General features: G+C 67.7%; 17 protein-coding genes. 5 read left to right on the top strand and 12 right to left on the bottom strand.

Annotated elements, in window-relative coordinates; translation table 11 throughout:
* Positions 1 to 274: 274 nt before the first annotated feature.
* Positions 275 to 703 carry a cupin domain-containing protein gene (locus tag JQ639_RS19390; protein ID WP_211970608.1) on the top strand — a complete coding sequence of 143 codons (429 nt, stop codon included), beginning with the start codon at positions 275 to 277 and terminating at the stop codon, positions 701 to 703.
* A gap of 42 nt (positions 704 to 745) precedes the next feature.
* Here JQ639_RS19390 and JQ639_RS19385 read toward each other — a convergent pair whose 3' ends face one another.
* Positions 746 to 1,936 carry an FAD-dependent oxidoreductase gene (locus JQ639_RS19385; protein ID WP_211970607.1) on the bottom strand — a complete coding sequence of 397 codons (1,191 nt, stop codon included), beginning with the start codon at positions 1,934 to 1,936 and terminating at the stop codon, positions 746 to 748.
* Positions 1,937 to 2,021: 85 nt separating this feature from the next.
* On the opposite strand from JQ639_RS19385, the gene JQ639_RS19380 reads away from it, so the two are divergent.
* Positions 2,022 to 2,531, top strand: a complete 510-nt coding sequence (locus JQ639_RS19380; RefSeq protein ID WP_211970606.1) for a MarR family winged helix-turn-helix transcriptional regulator — start codon at positions 2,022 to 2,024, stop codon at positions 2,529 to 2,531.
* Positions 2,532 to 2,639: 108 nt separating this feature from the next.
* On the opposite strand, the gene oxlT is transcribed toward JQ639_RS19380, so the two are convergent.
* From oxlT to JQ639_RS19340, 8 genes are all read right to left on the bottom strand, one after another.
* Positions 2,640 to 3,923 (bottom strand): oxalate/formate MFS antiporter, encoded by a 1,284-nt coding sequence (gene oxlT / locus JQ639_RS19375; protein WP_211970605.1) that lies wholly within the window; start codon positions 3,921 to 3,923, stop codon positions 2,640 to 2,642.
* A gap of 83 nt (positions 3,924 to 4,006) precedes the next feature.
* Positions 4,007 to 4,222: a hypothetical protein gene (locus tag JQ639_RS19370; RefSeq protein ID WP_211970604.1), complete on the bottom strand. Its 216-nt coding sequence runs from the start codon at positions 4,220 to 4,222 to the stop codon at positions 4,007 to 4,009.
* A gap of 32 nt (positions 4,223 to 4,254) precedes the next feature.
* Positions 4,255 to 4,986, bottom strand: coding sequence for an anti-sigma factor family protein (locus JQ639_RS19365; RefSeq protein ID WP_211970603.1), 732 nt, complete (start codon positions 4,984 to 4,986; stop codon positions 4,255 to 4,257).
* Positions 4,979 to 5,515, bottom strand: coding sequence for a sigma-70 family RNA polymerase sigma factor (locus tag JQ639_RS19360; RefSeq protein WP_211970602.1), 537 nt, complete (start codon positions 5,513 to 5,515; stop codon positions 4,979 to 4,981). Before JQ639_RS19360 ends, JQ639_RS19365 begins: the two co-directional genes overlap by 8 nt.
* A gap of 50 nt (positions 5,516 to 5,565) precedes the next feature.
* Complete coding sequence (locus JQ639_RS19355) at positions 5,566 to 6,822, bottom strand: O-antigen ligase family protein (protein ID WP_211970601.1); 1,257 nt, start codon at positions 6,820 to 6,822, stop codon at positions 5,566 to 5,568.
* Positions 6,823 to 6,923: 101 nt separating this feature from the next.
* Positions 6,924 to 8,471 carry an undecaprenyl-phosphate glucose phosphotransferase gene (locus JQ639_RS19350; RefSeq protein WP_211970600.1) on the bottom strand — a complete coding sequence of 516 codons (1,548 nt, stop codon included), beginning with the start codon at positions 8,469 to 8,471 and terminating at the stop codon, positions 6,924 to 6,926.
* Between the two features lie 148 nt (positions 8,472 to 8,619).
* Positions 8,620 to 9,753, bottom strand: a complete 1,134-nt coding sequence (locus JQ639_RS19345) for a glycosyltransferase family 4 protein (protein ID WP_211970599.1) — start codon at positions 9,751 to 9,753, stop codon at positions 8,620 to 8,622.
* 2 nt (positions 9,754 to 9,755) lie between these two features.
* Complete coding sequence (locus tag JQ639_RS19340; RefSeq protein WP_211970598.1) at positions 9,756 to 10,370, bottom strand: polysaccharide biosynthesis/export family protein; 615 nt, start codon at positions 10,368 to 10,370, stop codon at positions 9,756 to 9,758.
* A gap of 233 nt (positions 10,371 to 10,603) precedes the next feature.
* Between JQ639_RS19340 and JQ639_RS19335 the strand changes: the two genes are divergently transcribed.
* Complete coding sequence (locus JQ639_RS19335) at positions 10,604 to 12,892, top strand: GumC family protein (protein WP_211970597.1); 2,289 nt, start codon at positions 10,604 to 10,606, stop codon at positions 12,890 to 12,892.
* A gap of 102 nt (positions 12,893 to 12,994) precedes the next feature.
* Here JQ639_RS19335 and JQ639_RS19330 read toward each other — a convergent pair whose 3' ends face one another.
* A complete protein-coding gene (locus JQ639_RS19330; protein WP_211970596.1) occupies positions 12,995 to 14,185 on the bottom strand; it encodes a GNAT family N-acetyltransferase in 1,191 nt (396 codons plus the stop codon).
* A 107-nt stretch (positions 14,186 to 14,292) separates the two neighbouring features.
* Between JQ639_RS19330 and JQ639_RS19325 the strand changes: the two genes are divergently transcribed.
* A complete protein-coding gene (locus JQ639_RS19325; protein ID WP_211970595.1) occupies positions 14,293 to 15,324 on the top strand; it encodes a polysaccharide deacetylase family protein in 1,032 nt (343 codons plus the stop codon).
* Positions 15,325 to 15,343: 19 nt separating this feature from the next.
* Here the strand turns inward: JQ639_RS19325 and JQ639_RS19320 are convergent, their stop codons facing one another.
* Complete coding sequence (locus JQ639_RS19320; protein ID WP_211970594.1) at positions 15,344 to 15,556, bottom strand: DUF2842 domain-containing protein; 213 nt, start codon at positions 15,554 to 15,556, stop codon at positions 15,344 to 15,346.
* Positions 15,557 to 15,665: 109 nt separating this feature from the next.
* Between JQ639_RS19320 and JQ639_RS19315 the strand changes: the two genes are divergently transcribed.
* Positions 15,666 to 16,751, top strand: a complete 1,086-nt coding sequence (locus tag JQ639_RS19315) for a COX15/CtaA family protein (protein WP_211970593.1) — start codon at positions 15,666 to 15,668, stop codon at positions 16,749 to 16,751.
* An 89-nt stretch (positions 16,752 to 16,840) separates the two neighbouring features.
* Here JQ639_RS19315 and JQ639_RS19310 read toward each other — a convergent pair whose 3' ends face one another.
* Entirely contained in the window at positions 16,841 to 18,121 is a 1,281-nt protein-coding gene (locus JQ639_RS19310) for an O-acetylhomoserine aminocarboxypropyltransferase (protein ID WP_211970592.1), read from the bottom strand.
* Positions 18,122 to 18,220 lie beyond the last annotated feature (99 nt).

Below are 18,220 nucleotides of genomic sequence, written 5' to 3'. Positions count from 1 at the left end.
GGCCTGCTCAACGAACGTTCAGTGCGTAGTGCTCGCGACCGCCGCAGGCGAAGCGCAGAGGGCGTGCGCCGTGCCCGCGGCGATGGCGCTAAGTCGAGATGGATCAAACGGTTTCGGTCGTCGGAGCGGATCCGCGGCAGGACACGCGCCGCGGCCGCGGCGCAGTGGCGTGGTTTTCGCATATGCGAAGAGGGCCGCTGCGCCGGGCATGCCCGCGCTGCCGGTCCGTGATCCGCGCGCACTGAAGCCGCGCACGAACAACCTGGAGGCCGCGATGAACACCCATGCCGTCGTCAGCAAGTTCTCCCATGTCAAACCCGCCGACACCACCTACGAGGGCGGCGGCCTGCGGGACTTCTTCCTCTACCGCGATCTCGGCATCGCCGATGCCACGGGCGGCCAGGTGATCGCGCATCTCGTCAAGGCGAACCTGCCGCCGAGCGACGGCACCGGCTGGCACCGCCACGACTGCAATTTCCAGATCGTGCTGATGATGAAGGGGTGGGCCAAGTTCATGTACGAGGACAAGGTCACGCTGGTGGAAGCGGGCGACTGCGTGCACCAGCGGCCGGGCATCGTGCACTACCTGTTCGACTACTCGCCGGACATGGAGTACCTGGAGATCGTCAGCCCCGCCGATTTCAAGACGGTCGACATGCCCGCGCCGACCGATCAGGTGCCGCCGGTGACGCCCTGGAAATGACCGGGCACTGCCTCCGCGGCATCGTGGCGGCCGCGCCGGGTGTCAGATGGTGCGCGCGTCGTAGGCGTACATCCAGTTCTGGCGGCTGGCGAACAGCGGCAGCAGCAGCCGCATCATCTGGTCGCGCACGAACGCGCCGGTGGCGCTGAACTCGCGCTTGCTGTTGCCGTTCTGGCGGGCGAGCGCGACGACGCGCTCGGTGCGGCCGCGCCGTTCGTTCTCGAAATGCGCGAACGCGACGTCGGTGTTGCCGCCGTGACGGGCGATCAGCTTGCCGAGGCGCGAGGCGTCTTCCAGCGCCAGCGATGCGCCCTGGCCGGCATGCGGGCTCGTGGCATGGGCGGCGTCGCCGATCAGCAGCACGCGCCGGCGATGCCACAGCGGCAGCGTTGCGACGTCGAGGGTGTCGGTGACCACGAACTCCTGCGCGGCATCGATCAATTGCGGGATCGGCGCGTGCCAGCCATCGTGGAAGGCGAGCAGGTGATCCTTGATCGCGCGCGGGCCCATGGCGCGGAAAGTGCTCGCGTCGACGCCGGTCTCGGGCTGGGTGCTCCACCACATCGCATCGCCGCCGTTCGGCCCGCCGCAGATGCCGTAGCCGAAAAAGCCGGAGCGGCCGAACGTCATGTGCATGTCCTGGCCGACGCCGGCGGCGTCCAGCAGCGCGCGCGGCACGAAGCCGCCGAAGCCGACGAGGCCGGTATCGAAGGGGTGGGGGCCCTCCGGAAACAGCCAGGTGCGAACCGCGGAGTGGACGCCGTCGGCGCCGATCAGGATATCGCCTTCGGCGGTTTCGCCGTCCGCGAAGCGGGCGACCACCGGGCACCCGGGAACGTCGTCGACCGAGGTCAGGCGCTTGCCGAAGTGCAGGCCGGCGCCGCTGCGCACGGCTTCGTCGAGCAGGATGTCCTGCAGCGCGCCGCGGCGGATGTTGATCGCTGGCGCACCGAAGCGCGTCTCCATGTTGCGGTTGATGGCGCCGAGATAGCCGCCGCCCTGGGCGTAGAACCGCATGCCGGTCGAGCAGCTGCCGGCCTCGCGCACGGCGTCGGCGAGGCCGAGCTCCGCCATCACATGCATGCCGTTGGGCGCGACCTGAAGGCCGCCGCCGAGGTCGCCGGCTTGCGGGCGGCTCTCGAACATCTCGGCCGCATAGCCGGCGCGGCGCAGGAAAATGGCGGTGGCGGCGCCGGCGATACCGCCGCCGATGATCAGGGCCTTGCGCGTCATGTCGTCTTGCTCCGGTCGGCGCTGCAATGCTAGGAAATCACATGCGCTAATTATCTTAGATGGTAAGATATAAGATGGCTAAAATATGAAGCCCGCCGTGTCAAGGGGGCGGGAGCGCGCGGCGCTGCTGCAGGATCTCGAAACCGCGCTGCGGATGTCGTCGGCGCAGGGCACGCTGTTCAGCCAGGCGGTGGCGGACCGTCTCGGCATCGCCAGCTCCGACCTCGAATGCATGGACATCCTGCAGCTCGAGGGCCGGGTGACCGCGGGCCGCCTCGCGGAGGTGACGGGGCTGACCAGCGGCGCCATCACCGGCCTGATCGACCGGCTCGAGCGCGTCGGCCTCGTGCGGCGCGAGCGTGACGAGAGCGACCGCCGCAAGGTGTTCGTCGCGGTGGTGCCGGACAAGATCGCCGAGGTCGCAAAACTCTACGAGCCGATGCAGCGCGCGATGCAGAAGGCGTGGGCGGCCTACAGCGACGACGAACTGAAGCTGCTGCTGCGCTTTGCGTCCGAGAGCCACGCCACGCTGGTGATGCTGACCACCGACCTGCGCGCGCGAACCGCGCCGGACAAAAAAAGGCCGCGCGGGTAGCGCGGCAGTGGTCGTCCGGAGTTGGCATGCCCCGTCAACCGCGGGGACATGTCCTGCCGCCGGCCGGCGCGGCTGCGAGAGTGCCGCGTCGGCCGGCGGGCAGCTCGGTCAGGTGTTCGCCGAAGCGGCGGCGACGACCTTGCGCCGCCACGGCTTGAGCACCGCAATCGCCAGCACCGAGGCGAGAATGTTGGCGCCGGCGGCGATGAGAAACACCAGATTCCAGTTGCCCGTGCCCTGCTGCACATAGTTGGCGAGCGGCACCAGGAGCGCCGCCGTGCCCTTGGCGGTGTAGAGCAGGCCGGCGTTGGTGGCCGCGAACCTGGCGCCGAAGGTGTCGGTGCAGGTCGACGGGAACAGGCTGTAGATCTCGCCCCAGGCGAAGAACACGAAGCCGGACAGCAGCACGAACCACAGCGGATCGTGGCCCCACAGGTAGAGCATGTAGATGCCGACGCCTTCCATCGCGAAGGCGATGAACATGGTGTTCTCGCGGCCGATGTTGTCGGACACCCAGCCGAAGAACGGACGGGTCAGGCCGTTGAGCACGCGGTCGATGGTCGCCGCGAAGGTGATCGCGGTCATGGTCACGCCCATCAGCGTCACGGGGATACTGTCGACCTTGATGTCGGCGGCGATCGGCTTCAGGTTCGCCGTCACCATCAGGCCGCCGGCGCCGACGATCACGAACATGAAGTACATCAGCCAGAAGATCGGCTGGCGCACCACCTCGACCGGGCTGTAGTTGCGCCTGGTCTGGATGATGTTGGCGTTGGCGACCATCTCCGGCACCTGGCCGGGCTTGGGTGCCAGCAGGATCAGCGACAGCACGCAGATGATGACGCCCTGGCCGATGCCGAAGTTGAAGAACGCCGCCTGGAAACCGCTGGTGGCGATCATGCTCTGGATCGGCGCGACGGTCAGCGCCGAGCCGGCGCCGAAGCCGGCGGCGGTGATGCCGGCGGCGAGGCCGCGCTTCTCCGGAAACCACTTCAGCGCGTTGCCGACACAGGTGCCGTAGACGGCGCCGGCGCCGATGCCGGCGATGATCTGGGCGAGGTAGAATGCGCCGAGCGTGGTGGCATAGGCGTTCATCACCCAGCCGATGGCGCAGAGCACGCCGCCGAACATCACGACCACGCGCGGGCCGTACTTGTCGACGAACCAGCCTTCGATCGGCACCAGCCAGGTCTCGAACAGCACGAACAGGGTGAACGCCCACTGGATCGCGGCGCGATCCCAGCCGAACGTCTTCTGGATATCGGGTACGAAGAAAGTCCAGCCATACTGCAGGTTGGCGATCATCACCATGCAGATCACGCCGATGGTCAATTGCATCCAGCGGTAGCCTTCGCCGACCCGCGCCGCGGGCAGAGACGCCGTTATCGTCATCGTTGCTTGCTCCCCTTCATCGCCCTGGCGGGCGTTTTTTGCTGGCGAGGCGCGCGGCTTGTCGCCGGCGTCCCGTGTTGTGGTCAGATGTGTCCGATCATCCACCCCCGGCCGAATCCGAGTTCGGCTTCTGCTATTGCCTCGGCCCCGCGCAGCAGCGTGCGCAGGACGGTCGTCACGGTAATCTCCTCGCCATGTAGCAGCGTCGATAGCAGCAGCATCGCCAGCGGCACTATCACCAGATGCAGCACGGCGAAATCGGCCGGTGCACGGCGGCGAGCGGGAAGCGCTGTCGGCATGGCGTGATCCTCCGCGGCCGGCGCAGCCGGCGTCAGCCCTTCATCAGCGTGTCGGCGATGATGCGCATGACCTTCTCCGGACGGTTGCCGGTCAGCGCGTAGAACGTCGAGCCGTGTTGCCAGTACACGGTGGTCTCGCTTTCCGAGCGCGACACCGTCGGCCGGATCGAATGGTCCTGGGCGGTGCGGGTCGCGAACAGCGACAACTGGCCGAGCTCGCCGGCGACCAGCGTCGCCTCGATGCTGGCGCCGCTGTTAGACGGATACGTCTGCACGTCGGACAGCCGCCAGTCGTCCCTGAGCCGCGGCATTGCGATCTGCGTCCGCGAAAACACCTCCTCGGCGTCGTTCATGCGGGCCTGTGCCCGCGCCAGATGGGTGCGGTAGGCGTGCACGGCGTCGACCACGAAGGCGGGGGTGTCGTCGTTGTCCGGAATGGTGAAGGCGCCGGCCTGCCAGTGGGCGTACCAGCCGATGCCGATCAGGGCGACGACCGCGGCGGCGCGCGCCGCCCAGTGCCGCACGTTCTTCATCTGCAGGCGGCGCTCCAGCCGCCGTGCGGCCGTGACGAGCCGCGCGGCCGGCTCGGCCTGCGGCGGCGCCAACGCGAGCTTCAGTGCACCGCGGGCATGGATGTCGGCGAACACCTGCGCGGCGGCGTCGGGATGGTCGGCGAGATAGGCTGCGACCGCAATCCGCCGTGCGGGATCGAGCTGGTCGTCGACATAGGCGTTGAGGTCATCGGCGCCGATCGGGTCAGCCATGGTCGCTCCTCAGGAGGCGGAGATTGGTTCTGGCCGGTGGTGCGGCGGCGGGATCGTCGGCGGCGCGCAGGGCTTCGCGCGCCCGGCCGATGCGGGACATCAGTGTGCCGAGCGGGATGCCGAGAAGGTCTGCTGCGTCGCGGTAGCTCATGTCCTCGACGACGACGAGGTAGAGCGCGGCGCGCTGCTCTTCCGGCAAGCTGTCGAACCGGCGCGACACCTCGCGCAGCTGCAGGCGGCTTTCCTGGTCGGGCGGCGCGGCGGTGTCCGCTTGCGTCGCGGCATGGCGCAGATGGCGTGCGTCCGCGGTGGCGCGGCGGCGCTGGTCGATGAAGGTATTGTGCAGGATGGCGCGCAGCCAGTTGGTGAGGTTCTCGCCGGCGCGGTATGTTGCGCTGCGTTCGATGGCGCGCAGCAGCGTGTCGTGAACGAGGTCTTCGGCGCGCGCGTCGTCCCGCGTCAGCGCCCGCGCATAGCGCTGCAGGGCCCCCAGCGATCCGACGATGTCATGACGCCCCAATGTGCTCATCAACCGGTATACGGATCAGTACCGGTTTTCATCCTGACCGAAGTCGGAATTTATCGAGCGGGTGAAGCGCTCCCGCGCGCCGCGGCATATTGCCACGCGGCGACGAACATGCCCCACATCGCGCCGAGCATCATCCAGAAGTGGCGCCAGTGGTCGACGTCGATGATGAAGCTCTCGCCGACCGTGCCGAGGAAGGCGGCGAACACCGCGAGATAAGCCTGCTGCCAGGGCACGCGTGCGAAGATGTGGCGGAAGCCGAGGATCACGGTGGTGAACACCAGCGACGGGAAGAAGATGCCGGAAATCCAGCCGCCCGACATGAAGGCGTTGAGATAGGAGTTGTGGGTGTCTTCGGGGAAGTACTTGGTGAACTGCAGCGGGCCGATGCCGAGCGGCAGGTCGAGCGCCATCTGCGCGCCGAGCACGTAGCGGCCGAACCGGCCGAACCGGCCGGCGTCGTAGCTCTGCTCGAACGCGGCGCGCTCCTTGAACAGGTTCCCGATCGAGTCGAACGACAGCAGCACTGCTACCGCGAGCACGGCCGCCGCGACGCCGACCACCGCGAGGATGACGAGGCGGGCGCGCTGGGTCTTCGATGGGCTCGTGATGTACATCAGCACCAGCAGCAGTGCGGCGGTGAACACCAGTTGGCCCCATGCCGCGCGGGAGAACGACAGCAGTACGCCGAGGGCGATGATGCCGAAGATAATGGTGCTGCGCGCCGCCTTGCCGAAACGGTCGGTCAGCACGCTCTGCAGCACGAACAGCGCGGGCAGGATCAGGAATGCGCCGAGCACGTTCGGATCCTTGAAGGTGCCGGCGGCGCGGCTGTACAGCGTGAATGCCTCGGGACGGCCGGGCACGAGATGGAAATAGCCGATGATGCCGGTCAGCGAGGCGATGAGCGCGCCGGCGATCAGACCACGGCGGAATGCGGTGATGCGCGCGGCGGTATCCTGCGCGAACACCATGGCGAAGAATACCGCCGAGATCGCCATGTACCAGGAGGTCAGGATCCAGTTGACGATCTTGCTCTCGTCCATGAGGTACGCGGCACAGATCGTGTAACCGATGTTGATCAGGAACAGGAACAGCATCAGCGGCACGAACGGCATTCGCAGCCGCAGGCCGGTGATGGCGAAGAACGCCAGCGAGGCGACGACCACGAGTTCGTAAGGGCTCGGCTCGATGATCACGACGCTGCCGGAAATGCCAGCGAGCCACATCAGCGCGAGCTGCACGGCGTTGACCCCCGGCACCGCCTGGGGGGCTCGAACGACAACAGGGGCCGTCGCGCTGTACGCCATGGAACTCTGGTACTCGTGTTACGCAAGCTGCGGGCGCGCCGTCCGCGTCCGTCGTCGTCTCGATCCATCGGCGCCGGCCGCACCGCGGCCGGAGCGGTCCATCAGTAGGCGTTCTCGGTCTTCAGCAGTGCCAGCGGCGTCTTGGCGAGGATGTAGAGATCGAACAGCACCGACCAGTTCTCGATGTAGTAGAGGTCGAACTCGACGCGCTTCTGGATCTTTTCCTCGTTGTCGATCTCGCCGCGCCAGCCGTTGATCTGAGCCCAGCCGGTGATGCCCGGCTTGACACGGTGGCGGGCGAAATAGCCGTCGACGGTCTCGTCGAACAGGCGGTTCTGCAGCTTGCCCTGTACCGCGTGGGGGCGCGGGCCGACCAGCGACAGGTTGCCCTTGAACACGACGTTGAACAGCTGCGGCAGCTCGTCGAGGCTGCTCTTGCGAATGAAGCGGCCGACGCGGGTGACGCGTGGATCGTTCTTGGTCACCACCTTGGAGGCCGTCGGGTCGGCCTGGTGGTGGAAGAGTGAGCGGAACTTGTAGACGTCAATACGCTCGTTGTTGAAGCCGAAGCGCTTCTGGCGGAACAGCACCGGCCCCGGGCTGTCGAGCTTGATCGCCAGCGCCACCAGCGCCAGCACCGGCGACAGCGCCAGCAAGAGCAGCGCGCCGACGACATGGTCGAACAGCCACTTCATCACCAGGTCCCAGTCGGTGATCGGCTGCTCGAACACGTGCAGCGTCGGCACGTCGCCGAGATAGGAGTAGGAGCGGGGACGGAAGCGCAACTGGTTGGTGTGCGCCGACAGGCGGATGTCGACGGGCAGCACCCACAGCTTCTTGAGCATTTCGAGGATGCGCGTTTCCGCCGAGATCGGCAGTGCGAACAGCACTAGGTCGACACGGGTGCGGCGGGCGAACTCGACGATGTCGTCGACCTTACCGAGCTTGGGCAGGCCCGCGCAGGTGTTCTGGGCGCGGCTGTCGCCACGGTCGTCGAACAAGCCGAGGATCTTGAGGTCGGAATCCTCCTGGGCGTTGAGCGCGGTGATGAGCTGCTCGCCATTGGCGTCAGCGCCGACCACCACCGTGCGGCGGTCGAGCCGGCCCTCGCGTGCCCAGCCGCGCACCAGCGAGCGCACCACGAGGCGTTCGGCGGCGAGCGCGATGAGGCCGGTGAGGAAGAAAACCGACAGCCACACCCGCGATACCTCACCGCCTAGCTTGGCGAGGAACGAGGCGCCCATGAACAGCAGGAAGACGAGACACCAGGACGAGATCATCCGCGTCAGCTGCAGCCGCCGGCTGCGGAAGACCTCGATCTCGTAGATGTCGGCGGCCTGGAAGCTGATGACCGCCACCAGCGCGACCGCCAGGATCGCGAACACGTACATCCAGGAGAAGCTGGTGCCACGCAGGACATAGGCGCAGTAGACGGCGAGGCCGCTGAGGGTGATGAGGGCGAAATCGGCGAGCCGTACCATGCCGGTGATGACGATCGGCGAAACGGCGGAGCGGACTTTTTCGTTGGCGACGGCGAGCGCCGCGGGCGTCAGGCGCCGCCGGCGCTCGACACGGGGGACGCCATTGACCATCACGGTGGGCGCCGCGCTGGCGGCGTCGATAAGCGAGCGTGCGTCGATCGGTTCCACGGCAATATGTCTGGTTGCTGCCAGCGGCCTGGCCCGCGCGATCTGACGCCGGGGCCGGGCCTTCTGGCATAGCTAATGCGCGGCGGGATGCCACACACTCTCGCTTACCGGACAAATCGGAAAAATTCGTTATTGGGGAAAGGCTTGGTTAACGTTTTGCGAACGCTTCTCGGTATCCCGCGAGGACGCCCTCGACCATCGCGTTCTGCGAGAAGTGGGCGTGGATGCGCTCGCGCAGATCGCGGGCGCGCTGCTGTGTGGTGGCAGGATCCCTGAGGGCGTTTTCGATGGCGCTGGCCATCGCCGCTACGTCGCTGCCGGCGAACAGGCCGGATGCATATTCTCCAAAAATTTCCGGAATGCCGCCGACCTTCGCTGCAATCATCGGAACTCCGGCGGCGCCGGCCTCGATCACCACATAGGGCATGGAATCGCCGCGCGACGGCACCACCAGCAGGCGGCCCTGCGCGAAGCCGTAGCGCGCCTTGACGTGGCCGGCAAAACGCACGGCGTTGCCGAGCTTGAGGCGCTCGACCTGCGCCTTCAGCGCCGCGGTCTCCTCGCCGTCCCCGCCCAGCGTCAGCGTCACCGGATGATGGGCGGCGCGCAGCCGCGCCACCGCGTCGATCAGCAGGTCGGCGCCCTTGATGTGGCGGAATTCGCCGACATAGACGACGTCGGTGGCATCGGTCGCGGTTGTGACCGGATCGAACTCGCCGGCGGTAACGCCGTTGAATACGCAGTGCACGAGACCGGCCGGCTTGCCGATGCGGTTCTGGTAGGTGTCGCGGGCGAACGCGCTCTCGAACAGGAACAGCTCGGTGCGGTTCATGAGCGCGCGCTCGAGCCAGGCGTAGACCCTGCCTTCGACCGTGTCGGTCGGAAAATGCAGCGAGCCGCCGTGAGGGGTGTAGACGCGGATGGCGTGCCTGGGAGCGGGGCCCGAGCGCACGAATACGCCGGCCTTGGCGCCGTGGCCGTGCAGCACGTCCGGACGCAGCCGCCGCGCCAGCGCGCTGAAGCGCGTCCACACGATCAGGTCGGTGGGGTGCGGCGGGCGGCGCATCGCAATGCGGTGAACCCCGAGCGTCAGGCGCGGCGCGATCTCGGCCAGAGCCGCCTCGGCGCGTTCGCCGCCCGTGAGGCTGTCGGCGACAATGCCGACGGCGTGGCCTCGCTCGGCCTGGCCGTTGGCGAGATCGAGGATGTGGCGGATGATCCCGCCGACAGGCGCGCGCACCGCGTGGAGGATGCGCAGCGGCTGGTCTTGGGTGAGGGGCATGTTCAGAACCAGCGCTCGCCGACGACGACCGTGTCGCCGGGCCGCATGAGGGTGCCGAGCGGCACCGCGGCGCGGACCGCGCCGGTGCGGTCGGTCCGGGTGAGTTCGACGGAGGCCTTCTGGGCGCGCGGCGAGAAGCCGCCGGCGATCGCCACCGCGCTCTCGACCGTCATGTTGGGCACGTAGGGATACTGGCCCGGCGCCGTCACTTCGCCGAGGATGAAGAACGGACGATAGGCTTCGACCTCGACAGCGACATAGGGCTCGCGGATGTAGCCGGCGCGCAGCCTGGCGGTGATGGCGCGGGCAAGCTCGGCCGGCGTCAGGCCGCGGGCGCGCACGGTGCCGACCAGCGGCATGGTGATGGCGCCTCCGGCATCGACCGCATAGGAATTGGTGAGGCCGTCCTGGCCGTAGATCACGATGCGCAGCCGGTCGCCGCCATCGAGACGATATTCGGCGCTGGGCGCGAAGGCCACCGGCGTTGCCACGGCGTCCGGGGCGCCATAGGCGAGCTGCTGTGGCCCGCCGGCGTCTGCCAGCGGCGGTACGGTCATGCACCCCGACAACGCGAGTGCGGCGAACCAGCTGAGAATGAGTGCGCGGGCAGCCCGCATCGGAGAATCCATCACAAAAAGTATGCGCCGATTAAGGGCTTCCATGGTTAACAAAGCGTGATGCCGCGGTGCTCTGACACCAAAATCACTTTGCGCCATACGCCGGTTGCGCGCGGCCGTCCGGCCGTTGCGGTGCGGCGCGAGAGTCTCAAATTAACGCGCCAGCAACCATAATGGATTGTAATCGCCGCGGTCGGGGTGAGTCCCCGGTGTTGCGCGAGTGGGAGTCTTCAATGCGTTTGGCGTTCTGGCGTCGTGAAGCCGAGGCAGCGCCGGCCGATGTGGCCGCGGCATCCGCAAACAGTTCGACGCAGGCGGCCTTCGCGCCGGCCAGGGGCGCGGCCGCCAGGGAGGCGATGGCCGTTGTCGAGCCGGATGGGCTCGACCTTCGCGTGATCGGCCAGGCGCTGCTGCGGCGCAAGTACTGGATCCTCGGACCGACGCTGCTCGCCGCTGTGCTGTCGATCGTCGCCGTCAATCTGGTGACGCCGCGCTACAAGTCGGAGGCGCGCATCCTGATCGACGGGCGTGAGAACGTCTTCCTGCGGCCGAACGGCGAGCGCGCGGAGGAGCGCACCGCGCTCGATCCGGAGGCGGTGACCAGCCAGGTGCAGCTCGTGCTGTCGCGCGATCTCGCCCGCGACGTCATCAAGGAGAACAAGCTCGCCGAGCGGCCGGAATTCGATCCGGTGCTCAAGGGCATCTCGCCGCTGAAGTCGCTGCTGGCGCTGTTCGGCATCATTCGCGATCCCTTCAAGATGACGCCCGAAGAGCGCGTGCTCGACGCCTACTACGAGCGCCTCGCGGCGTTCGCCGTCGACAAGTCGCGGGTCATCGCGGTCGAATTCCAGTCGCAGGATCCCGATCTCGCCGCGCGCGTCGCCAATTCCATCGCCAACGGCTATCTCGTGCTGCAGCAGGCAGCGAAGCAGAATCAGGCGCGCTCCGCCGGCCAGTGGTTGTCCGGCGAGATCGACGGCCTGCGCCAGAAGGTGGCGGAGTCCGAGGCGAAGGTCGAAGATTTCCGCTCGAAGTCGAGCCTGTTCGTCGGCACCAACAACACCACGCTGTCCAACCAGCAGCTCGGCGAGATCAACAGCCAGCTGACCAGCGCGCGGGCGCAGAAGTCGGATGCCGAATCCAAGGCGCGGCTGATCCGCGAGATGCTGCAGAGCGGCCGTCCCATCGAGGCGTCGGAAGTCCTCAATTCCGAGCTGGTGCGTCGTCTGACAGAGCAGCGCATCACCCTGCAGGGCCAGCTCGCCGAACAGTCCTCGACGCTGCTCGACGGCCATCCCCGGATCAAGGAGCTGAAGGCGCAGATCGGCGATCTCGACCGCCAGTTGCGCGACGAGGCCAGCAAGATCTCGCGCTCGCTGGAAAACGATGCGCGCATCGCCGGCGCGCGGGTCGACAGTCTGACCGCGAGCCTCGACCAGATGAAGCGGCAGGCGTCCTCGACCAATGGGCAGGACGTGCAGCTTCGGGCGCTGGAGCGCGAGGCCAAGGCGCAGCGCGATCTGCTGGAATCCTATCTCGCCAAGTACCGCGAGGCGACCGCCCGCGAGAGCATCGACACCGGCCCGAGCGACGGTCGCATCATCTCGCGCGCCATCGTCACCAACGTGCCGGCCTATCCGAAGAAGATGCCGATCGTGCTGATCGCGACGCTGGCGACGCTGATGCTGTCGGCCGGCTCGATCGCTTCGGGCGAACTGCTGCGCATGACCGCGCCGCGCTCTGTCGCCGAGGACGCCGGCGCCGCCGCCGCGCCCGCATTGATCAGCGAGCCGCGCTTCACCGGGATCATGTCGTCGCGAACGCTGTCGCTGCAGATGCATGTGCAGCCGGCCCCTGCGCCGGGCATGACCCTGCCGCCGCCGGTGCCGCGTCCGCCGGTGTCGCATCCCCATCTTGCCGCGCCGGTGCCCGAGATCGAGCGTGTTGCCCGCGACCTGCAGGCGGCCGGCGTGTCGGCCCGCAAGATCACCATGATCGGCGTCGGCCAGAACGAGAGCGTCACCCTGACGGCGCTGACGCTGGCGCGGCTGCTGTCGCGCAAGGGCAAGGTGGTGATGGTCGAGCTGTCGCTGTCGTCGCCGACGGTCGGTGCGGTCTCCAGCGACCCCATGGCGCCGGGCTTGTCCGACCTGATGCTGGGATCCGCGAGCTTCGGCCAGATCATTTCGCGGGATCGCCTGTCGCAGGTGCATCTCGTCGGTGCCGGCCGGGCCTCGAAGGATCGCACGCTGCTGCAGTCGCCGCGGCTCGCGCTCGCGATCGATGCGCTGCTGCGCGTCTACGATCATGTGGTGCTCGACGCCGGTACTGCCGTCGACCTGCCGGCGACGCTGCTGTCGACCGATGCCCAGGCCATCGTGATCCCGGATCCGGCCATGGATGCCGATGCCCGTGCGTTCATGGCGGAGCAGCTCCGCGCCACCGGCTTCCTCGGCGTCACGATGCTGAGCGGCCCGGCCGATCCGCTGGACGACGGCCACCCGACGGTCGCGGCGGCATAGTCAGCACGTGACGTGACCAGGCGGATATGATCAAGCGAAGGCCCCCGGCATGACCGGGGGCCTTCGGCGTTTCAGGGCCTGGATTGTTTCGGGGGAAGCGCCTCAGCGCTGGAGGACGCCGCGCACGCGCTGGGCAAGCTGGGCGAGGGCCGGGGTCTGCTTCACGGCGCGCTTGGCCCGGGTCATCGCCGAGAGCGCCATGCCGGCAGCACTGCCTCGTGCGGACAGCGGAAGGAAGCTGTCGAAGATCGGCTCGTCGTCCTTGCAGAACAGCAGCTTGTAGTCGTCCGAACCGATGCCAAGGTCGATTGCGGTGTAGTCGAGGTCGGCATAGTGGTCGATGATGTTGCGCAGCAGGATCAGGCCGGGGCTGTATTTCGCGTTCGGCGAGATGGTGTAGGTGTTGAACATCATCGAGAAGCGATGGCCGTCGGCCATGCCGGCGAAGATCGCGATGACTTCCTCGTCGCATTCCAGCGCATGGATCTCGATGGTGCGGCCGTCGCCCCAGCGGGCGTGGCAGGCGTCATCGATGAAGGCAGCGATGCCGGGTTCGGCGAAGACGTTCGGCAGCTTCTGGATCGCCATGCGCTGCGGCTTCATGGTGAAGAACGCGTCGATGACACGGCGGATTTCATCGTCGCTGCGCGCGATCAGATAGCGATAGCCGGCGAGCCCCTGCAGCTTGCGCTCCTTGCCCTTGAGGCGGCGGCGGAACGAGTTGCTGATCCGGTCGGCGGGCTGCGCGCCGGGCGTCAGCGTGAGCAGCGGGCAGTTGTTGACCGATGGCTGCGACGGCAGGGCCGCAAGCGGGTTGGCGACATCGAGCCAGCGCGCGGGCTGGCGCGTCAGGGCGAGCAGGTCCGCCTTGCGCTCGTCGCGCAGCAGGTCCCGCAGGCGCATGAGGTCGGCTTGGCCCGCGGTCGCGGCGAAGTCCGGCGCGAGCAGCGGCATGTTGAAGGTCGCGTGCTTGCCGCCGAGGAAGCTTGCCACGCGCACGCCGCTCTCGCGTCGCACGCCGAGCGGCAGCAGCAGCAGCGGGCGCGCGGCGCTGTCACAGGCGACGACGATGAAGGGAGTAACGCCCTCGAGGCGTCCCACATGGGTCTGCCACGCCGACAGAAAGTCGAAGCGCTGGAACGGCGTCAGCAAAGATCCCGTGCGCTCCATGGTGCGCCAGGTCGCTTCGGCTTCCGCCATGTCGCTGAAGATGTCGACCCGCGCCAGTCGCGCTGTGGTGGACGCCGTCCGACCATGCTCCGTGTCGTTGTCCATCACCGCAGCCACGGGCATCGCTGGAACCTGTCAGACTTCCACATTTTCTGGATCGTCCCGACCTTTGCAAACAAATGTCAACAAACCGTAAGGACAATAGCGCGTCTTGCGGCCGGACACACCGCATGGCGAGGGGGATCATCGTGCAGTTGCAGACACAGGCTCCGGGCGGACCGGCGCTCGGGCTGGCGTACTGGAGCGGCGTGGCGCGCTGGCTCGAGCTGCGCCGTGGCGGCACCGGTGCGATTTTACGGTTCCGGCAGGTTCACCCGGCGCGGCATGGCGATTTTCAGCCGCTGCGCGCGGGTACGATCACGCCGCCGCAACTCGATCGGCTGATCGTGGGGCTGCGGCGCTGGCGCTTCGAAATCGTCAGCCTCGACGAGACCCTGCGACGGATTGCGGCACCGCGCGCGGCGCAACGCTTCGTGTGCCTGACCTTCGATGGCGCCGACCGCGGCGTGATGCGCCATGCCGCACGGGTACTGGCGCGCCGCGACGCCCCGTTCGCGGTCTATGTGCCGACCGCATTCGCCGATGGTGTCGCCGAGCTGTGGTGGCTGGCTCTTGAGCGGATCATCGCCGGCCATGCGCGCATCGGTCTGGTCATCGATCGCCGCGAGCGCCATTTCGAGGCGGCGCGGGTCGACGAGAAGGAGGCGCTGTTCAGCCTGCTCGCCGGCTGGCTCGACGATCTCGCACCGGCCGCGCGCTCCCACGCGATCCGCGACCTGTGCGCACGCTATGGCGTCGATCTCGACGCGCTGTCGCAGATCTCGTCGATGGATTGGGACGACGTGCGGTTGCTCGCCTCCAGCCCGCTGGTCACCATTGGAACGGCCACGGTGAGCGGAGCGGCGCTGCACCGCCTCGATGATGCGCAAGCGCTGCGCGAGATGCAGGCGGGGCGGGATGCCGCGGAGGCAGCGCTCGATCGGGCATTGCCGCACTTCGCCTATCCGGATGGGCCGCTCGGCGCGCGCGAGCTTGCCCTCGCAGGGCAGGCCGGCTTCGCCAGCGCGGTCACGACAGCGGGCGGATTGCTGTGGCCGGACGGCCAATCTTCCGGGCTGGCGCTGCCGCGCATCGCATGGGATGGCCGGCGCCCGTCGCTGCGCGGGCTGCGCGCCCGCCTGGCTGGAATCGGAGGCCGCTGAGGCCGGCCCGTGGCGGCAGTCAGGTGGTGGGGTCGGGGCGTGCCATCCAGGTCACGATCGGCATTGCCGGCAGTACCCAGCCGAGGCCCGCGATCACATAGTAGAAGAACTGGACGAGACGGGATTCTGCGATGAAAGGCGCCTGGGCGAACGCCATGCCGAGCAGCGACCAGACGATCACGAGGATCAGCAGGACGACCGTTCCAATCAGCTTTCGTACGCGGATGTTCATGACGGAAATGTGCGTTCCTGCACTGGTGAGGGCGGATTTGACCGCTTTTCGGGCCCGGGCGGCGCGACTATAAGGGCCGCACGTACCCGATCAAGGTGATGATGTCCACATGTCCGACAGCGCCGTTTCTCCCCGACATCTTGCACCCCTGCGGATCTGGCTGGCGGCCGTCGCCGCGCTGATCGTCGCCATGGTGCTGGTCGGCGGCGCCACCCGCCTGACGGAATCGGGCCTGTCCATCGTCGAGTGGAAGCCGGTGACCGGCGCGCTGCCGCCGCTGACGGACAGCGGCTGGAACGCAGCCTTCGAGGCTTACAAGAAGATCCCCCAGTACCGCGAACTCAACCACGGCATGAGCCTTGCGGAGTTCAAGGAGATCTTCTGGTGGGAATGGAGCCATCGCCTGCTCGGTCGGGTGATCGGCGCAGCCTACCTGCTGCCGTTCCTCTGGTTCCTGTGGCGTGCCACGCTCAGTGGCGAGCTCAAGCGGCGGCTGTGGGTCATCTTCGCGCTCGGCGGCCTGCAGGGCGCCGTCGGCTGGTGGATGGTGGCGTCCGGGCTGACCGAGCGGGTCGAGGTGTCGCAGTATCGTCTCGCGGCGCATCTGATGCTGGCGCTGGTGATCTATTCGGCGATCGTCTGGACGCTGCGGCGGTTGCGGCCGGGCACGCCGGTCGTGGCCCCTCCGCGGCTGCGCATCACCGCGATCGTGCTGCTCGTCCTGGTCTATTTGCAGCTGTATTTCGGCGCACTGGTCGCCGGCCTGCGCGCGGGCCGGGCGTTCAACACCTGGCCGTTGATCGACGGTGCGTTCGTTCCCGACGCCGCGCGGCTGTTCTTCGAGCAGCCGTGGTGGCGCAACTTCTTCGACAACACCCTGACGGTGCAGTTCTGCCACCGCATGCTGGCCTACACGATCTGGATCGTCGCCATCCTGCATGTGGTCGACGCGGTCCGCAGCCGCACCGGCGCGGCCGTCAACGGCGCGCTGTGGCTGGTGATCGCGGTGACGCTGCAGGCCGCGCTCGGCATCCTGACGCTGCTGCACATGGTGCCGATCGGTCTTGCGCTGGCGCATCAGGGTGTTGCGATCATCGTGCTGACGCTGGCGCTGCTGCAGGCCGAACGCCTGGCCGCCGGCGAGGCGGTGGCCCGCGCGGCGCCGCTCGCCGTGCCCGCAGGACAGCGAGGCTGACGCCGTCATTCGTCATCTGCTGAAAAGCAAACGCGGCGCCGGAGACCGGCGCCGCGTTTCGTCTGTCCGGATGGTCGCGCGCAGCGCGATCAGGCGTTCAGCGCCTGATCGAGATCGGCGATGAGATCTTCCTTGTCCTCAATGCCGACCGACAGGCGCACCACGTCGGGACCGGCGCCGGCCAGCGTCTTCTGGGCGTCGTCGAGCTGGCTGTGCGTGGTCGAGGCCGGATGGATGACCAGCGAGCGGGTGTCGCCGACATTGGCGAGATGCGAGAACAGCTTGACGTTCGACACCAGCTTGACGCCGGCGTCATAGCCGCCCTTGAGGCCGAAGGTGAACACCGCGCCGGCGCCCTTGGGGGCGTATTTGCGGGCGAGGTTGTGATAGCGGTCGCCGGGCAGGCCGGCGTAGTTCACCCAGGCGATGGCCGGGTGGGTCGACAGCCATTCGGCGACGGCCTTGGCGTTGTCGGAGTGCTTCTGCACCCGCAGCGCCAGCGTCTCGATGCCGTTGAGGATCAGGAAGGCGTTGAACGGCGAGATCGCCGGGCCGAGGTCGCGCAGGCCGAGCACGCGCGCGGCGATGGCGAAGGCGAAGTTGCCGAACGTCTCCTGCAGGCGGATGCCGTGATATTCGGGGCGCGGCTCGCTGAGCGTCGGATAGCGGCCGTCGCGCGACCAGTCGAACGTGCCGGCGTCGACAAGGATGCCGCCGATCGAGTTGCCATGGCCGCCGAGGAACTTGGTGAGCGAATGCACCACGATATCGGCACCGTGGTCGATCGGCCGGATCAGGTAGGGCGTCGCCAGGGTGTTGTCGACGATCAGCGGCACGCCGGCGCGGCGGGCGATGGTGGCGATCGCTTCGATGTCGGTGATGCTGCCGCCGGGATTGGCGATCGATTCAATGAAGATTGCCTTGGTCTTCGGCGTCACCGCCTTCTCGAAGCTCTCGATGTCGTCCGGATCGGCCCACACCACGTTCCAGCCGAATTTCTTGAACGCGTGATTGAACTGGTTGATCGAGCCGCCATAGAGCTTGCGCGCGGCGACGAACTCGTCGCCCGGCTGCAGCAGGGTGTGGAACGCGAGGAACTGGGCGGCGTGGCCCGATGCGGTGGCAAGGCCGGCCGTGCCGCCCTCGAGCGCGGCGACGCGCTCTTCCAGCACCGCCGTCGTCGGATTGCCGATGCGGGTGTAGATGTTGCCGAACGCCTGCAGGCCGAACAGCGAGGCGGCGTGGTCGGCGTCATTGAAGACGAACGACGTGGTCTGATAGATCGGCGTCGCACGGGCCCCCGTCGTCGGATCCGGCTGGGCGCCGGCATGAATCGAGAGCGTGGAAAATCCGGGAGGGCGTTCGGTCATCATGAATCCTTGGTTGACGCGAAATCGGCAGATCGTCGGTGCAATGACGCGCGGCGATGCCGCACGTCCGCCATGCTGCGGGGGCGGGTGGGGCCCCGT

It is taken from the genome of Bradyrhizobium sp. U87765 SZCCT0048 (assembly GCF_018131225.1).
In the GTDB taxonomy this organism is placed as follows: domain Bacteria; phylum Pseudomonadota; class Alphaproteobacteria; order Rhizobiales; family Xanthobacteraceae; genus Bradyrhizobium_A.
This window is presented reverse-complemented; position numbering and strand designations above follow the sequence as displayed.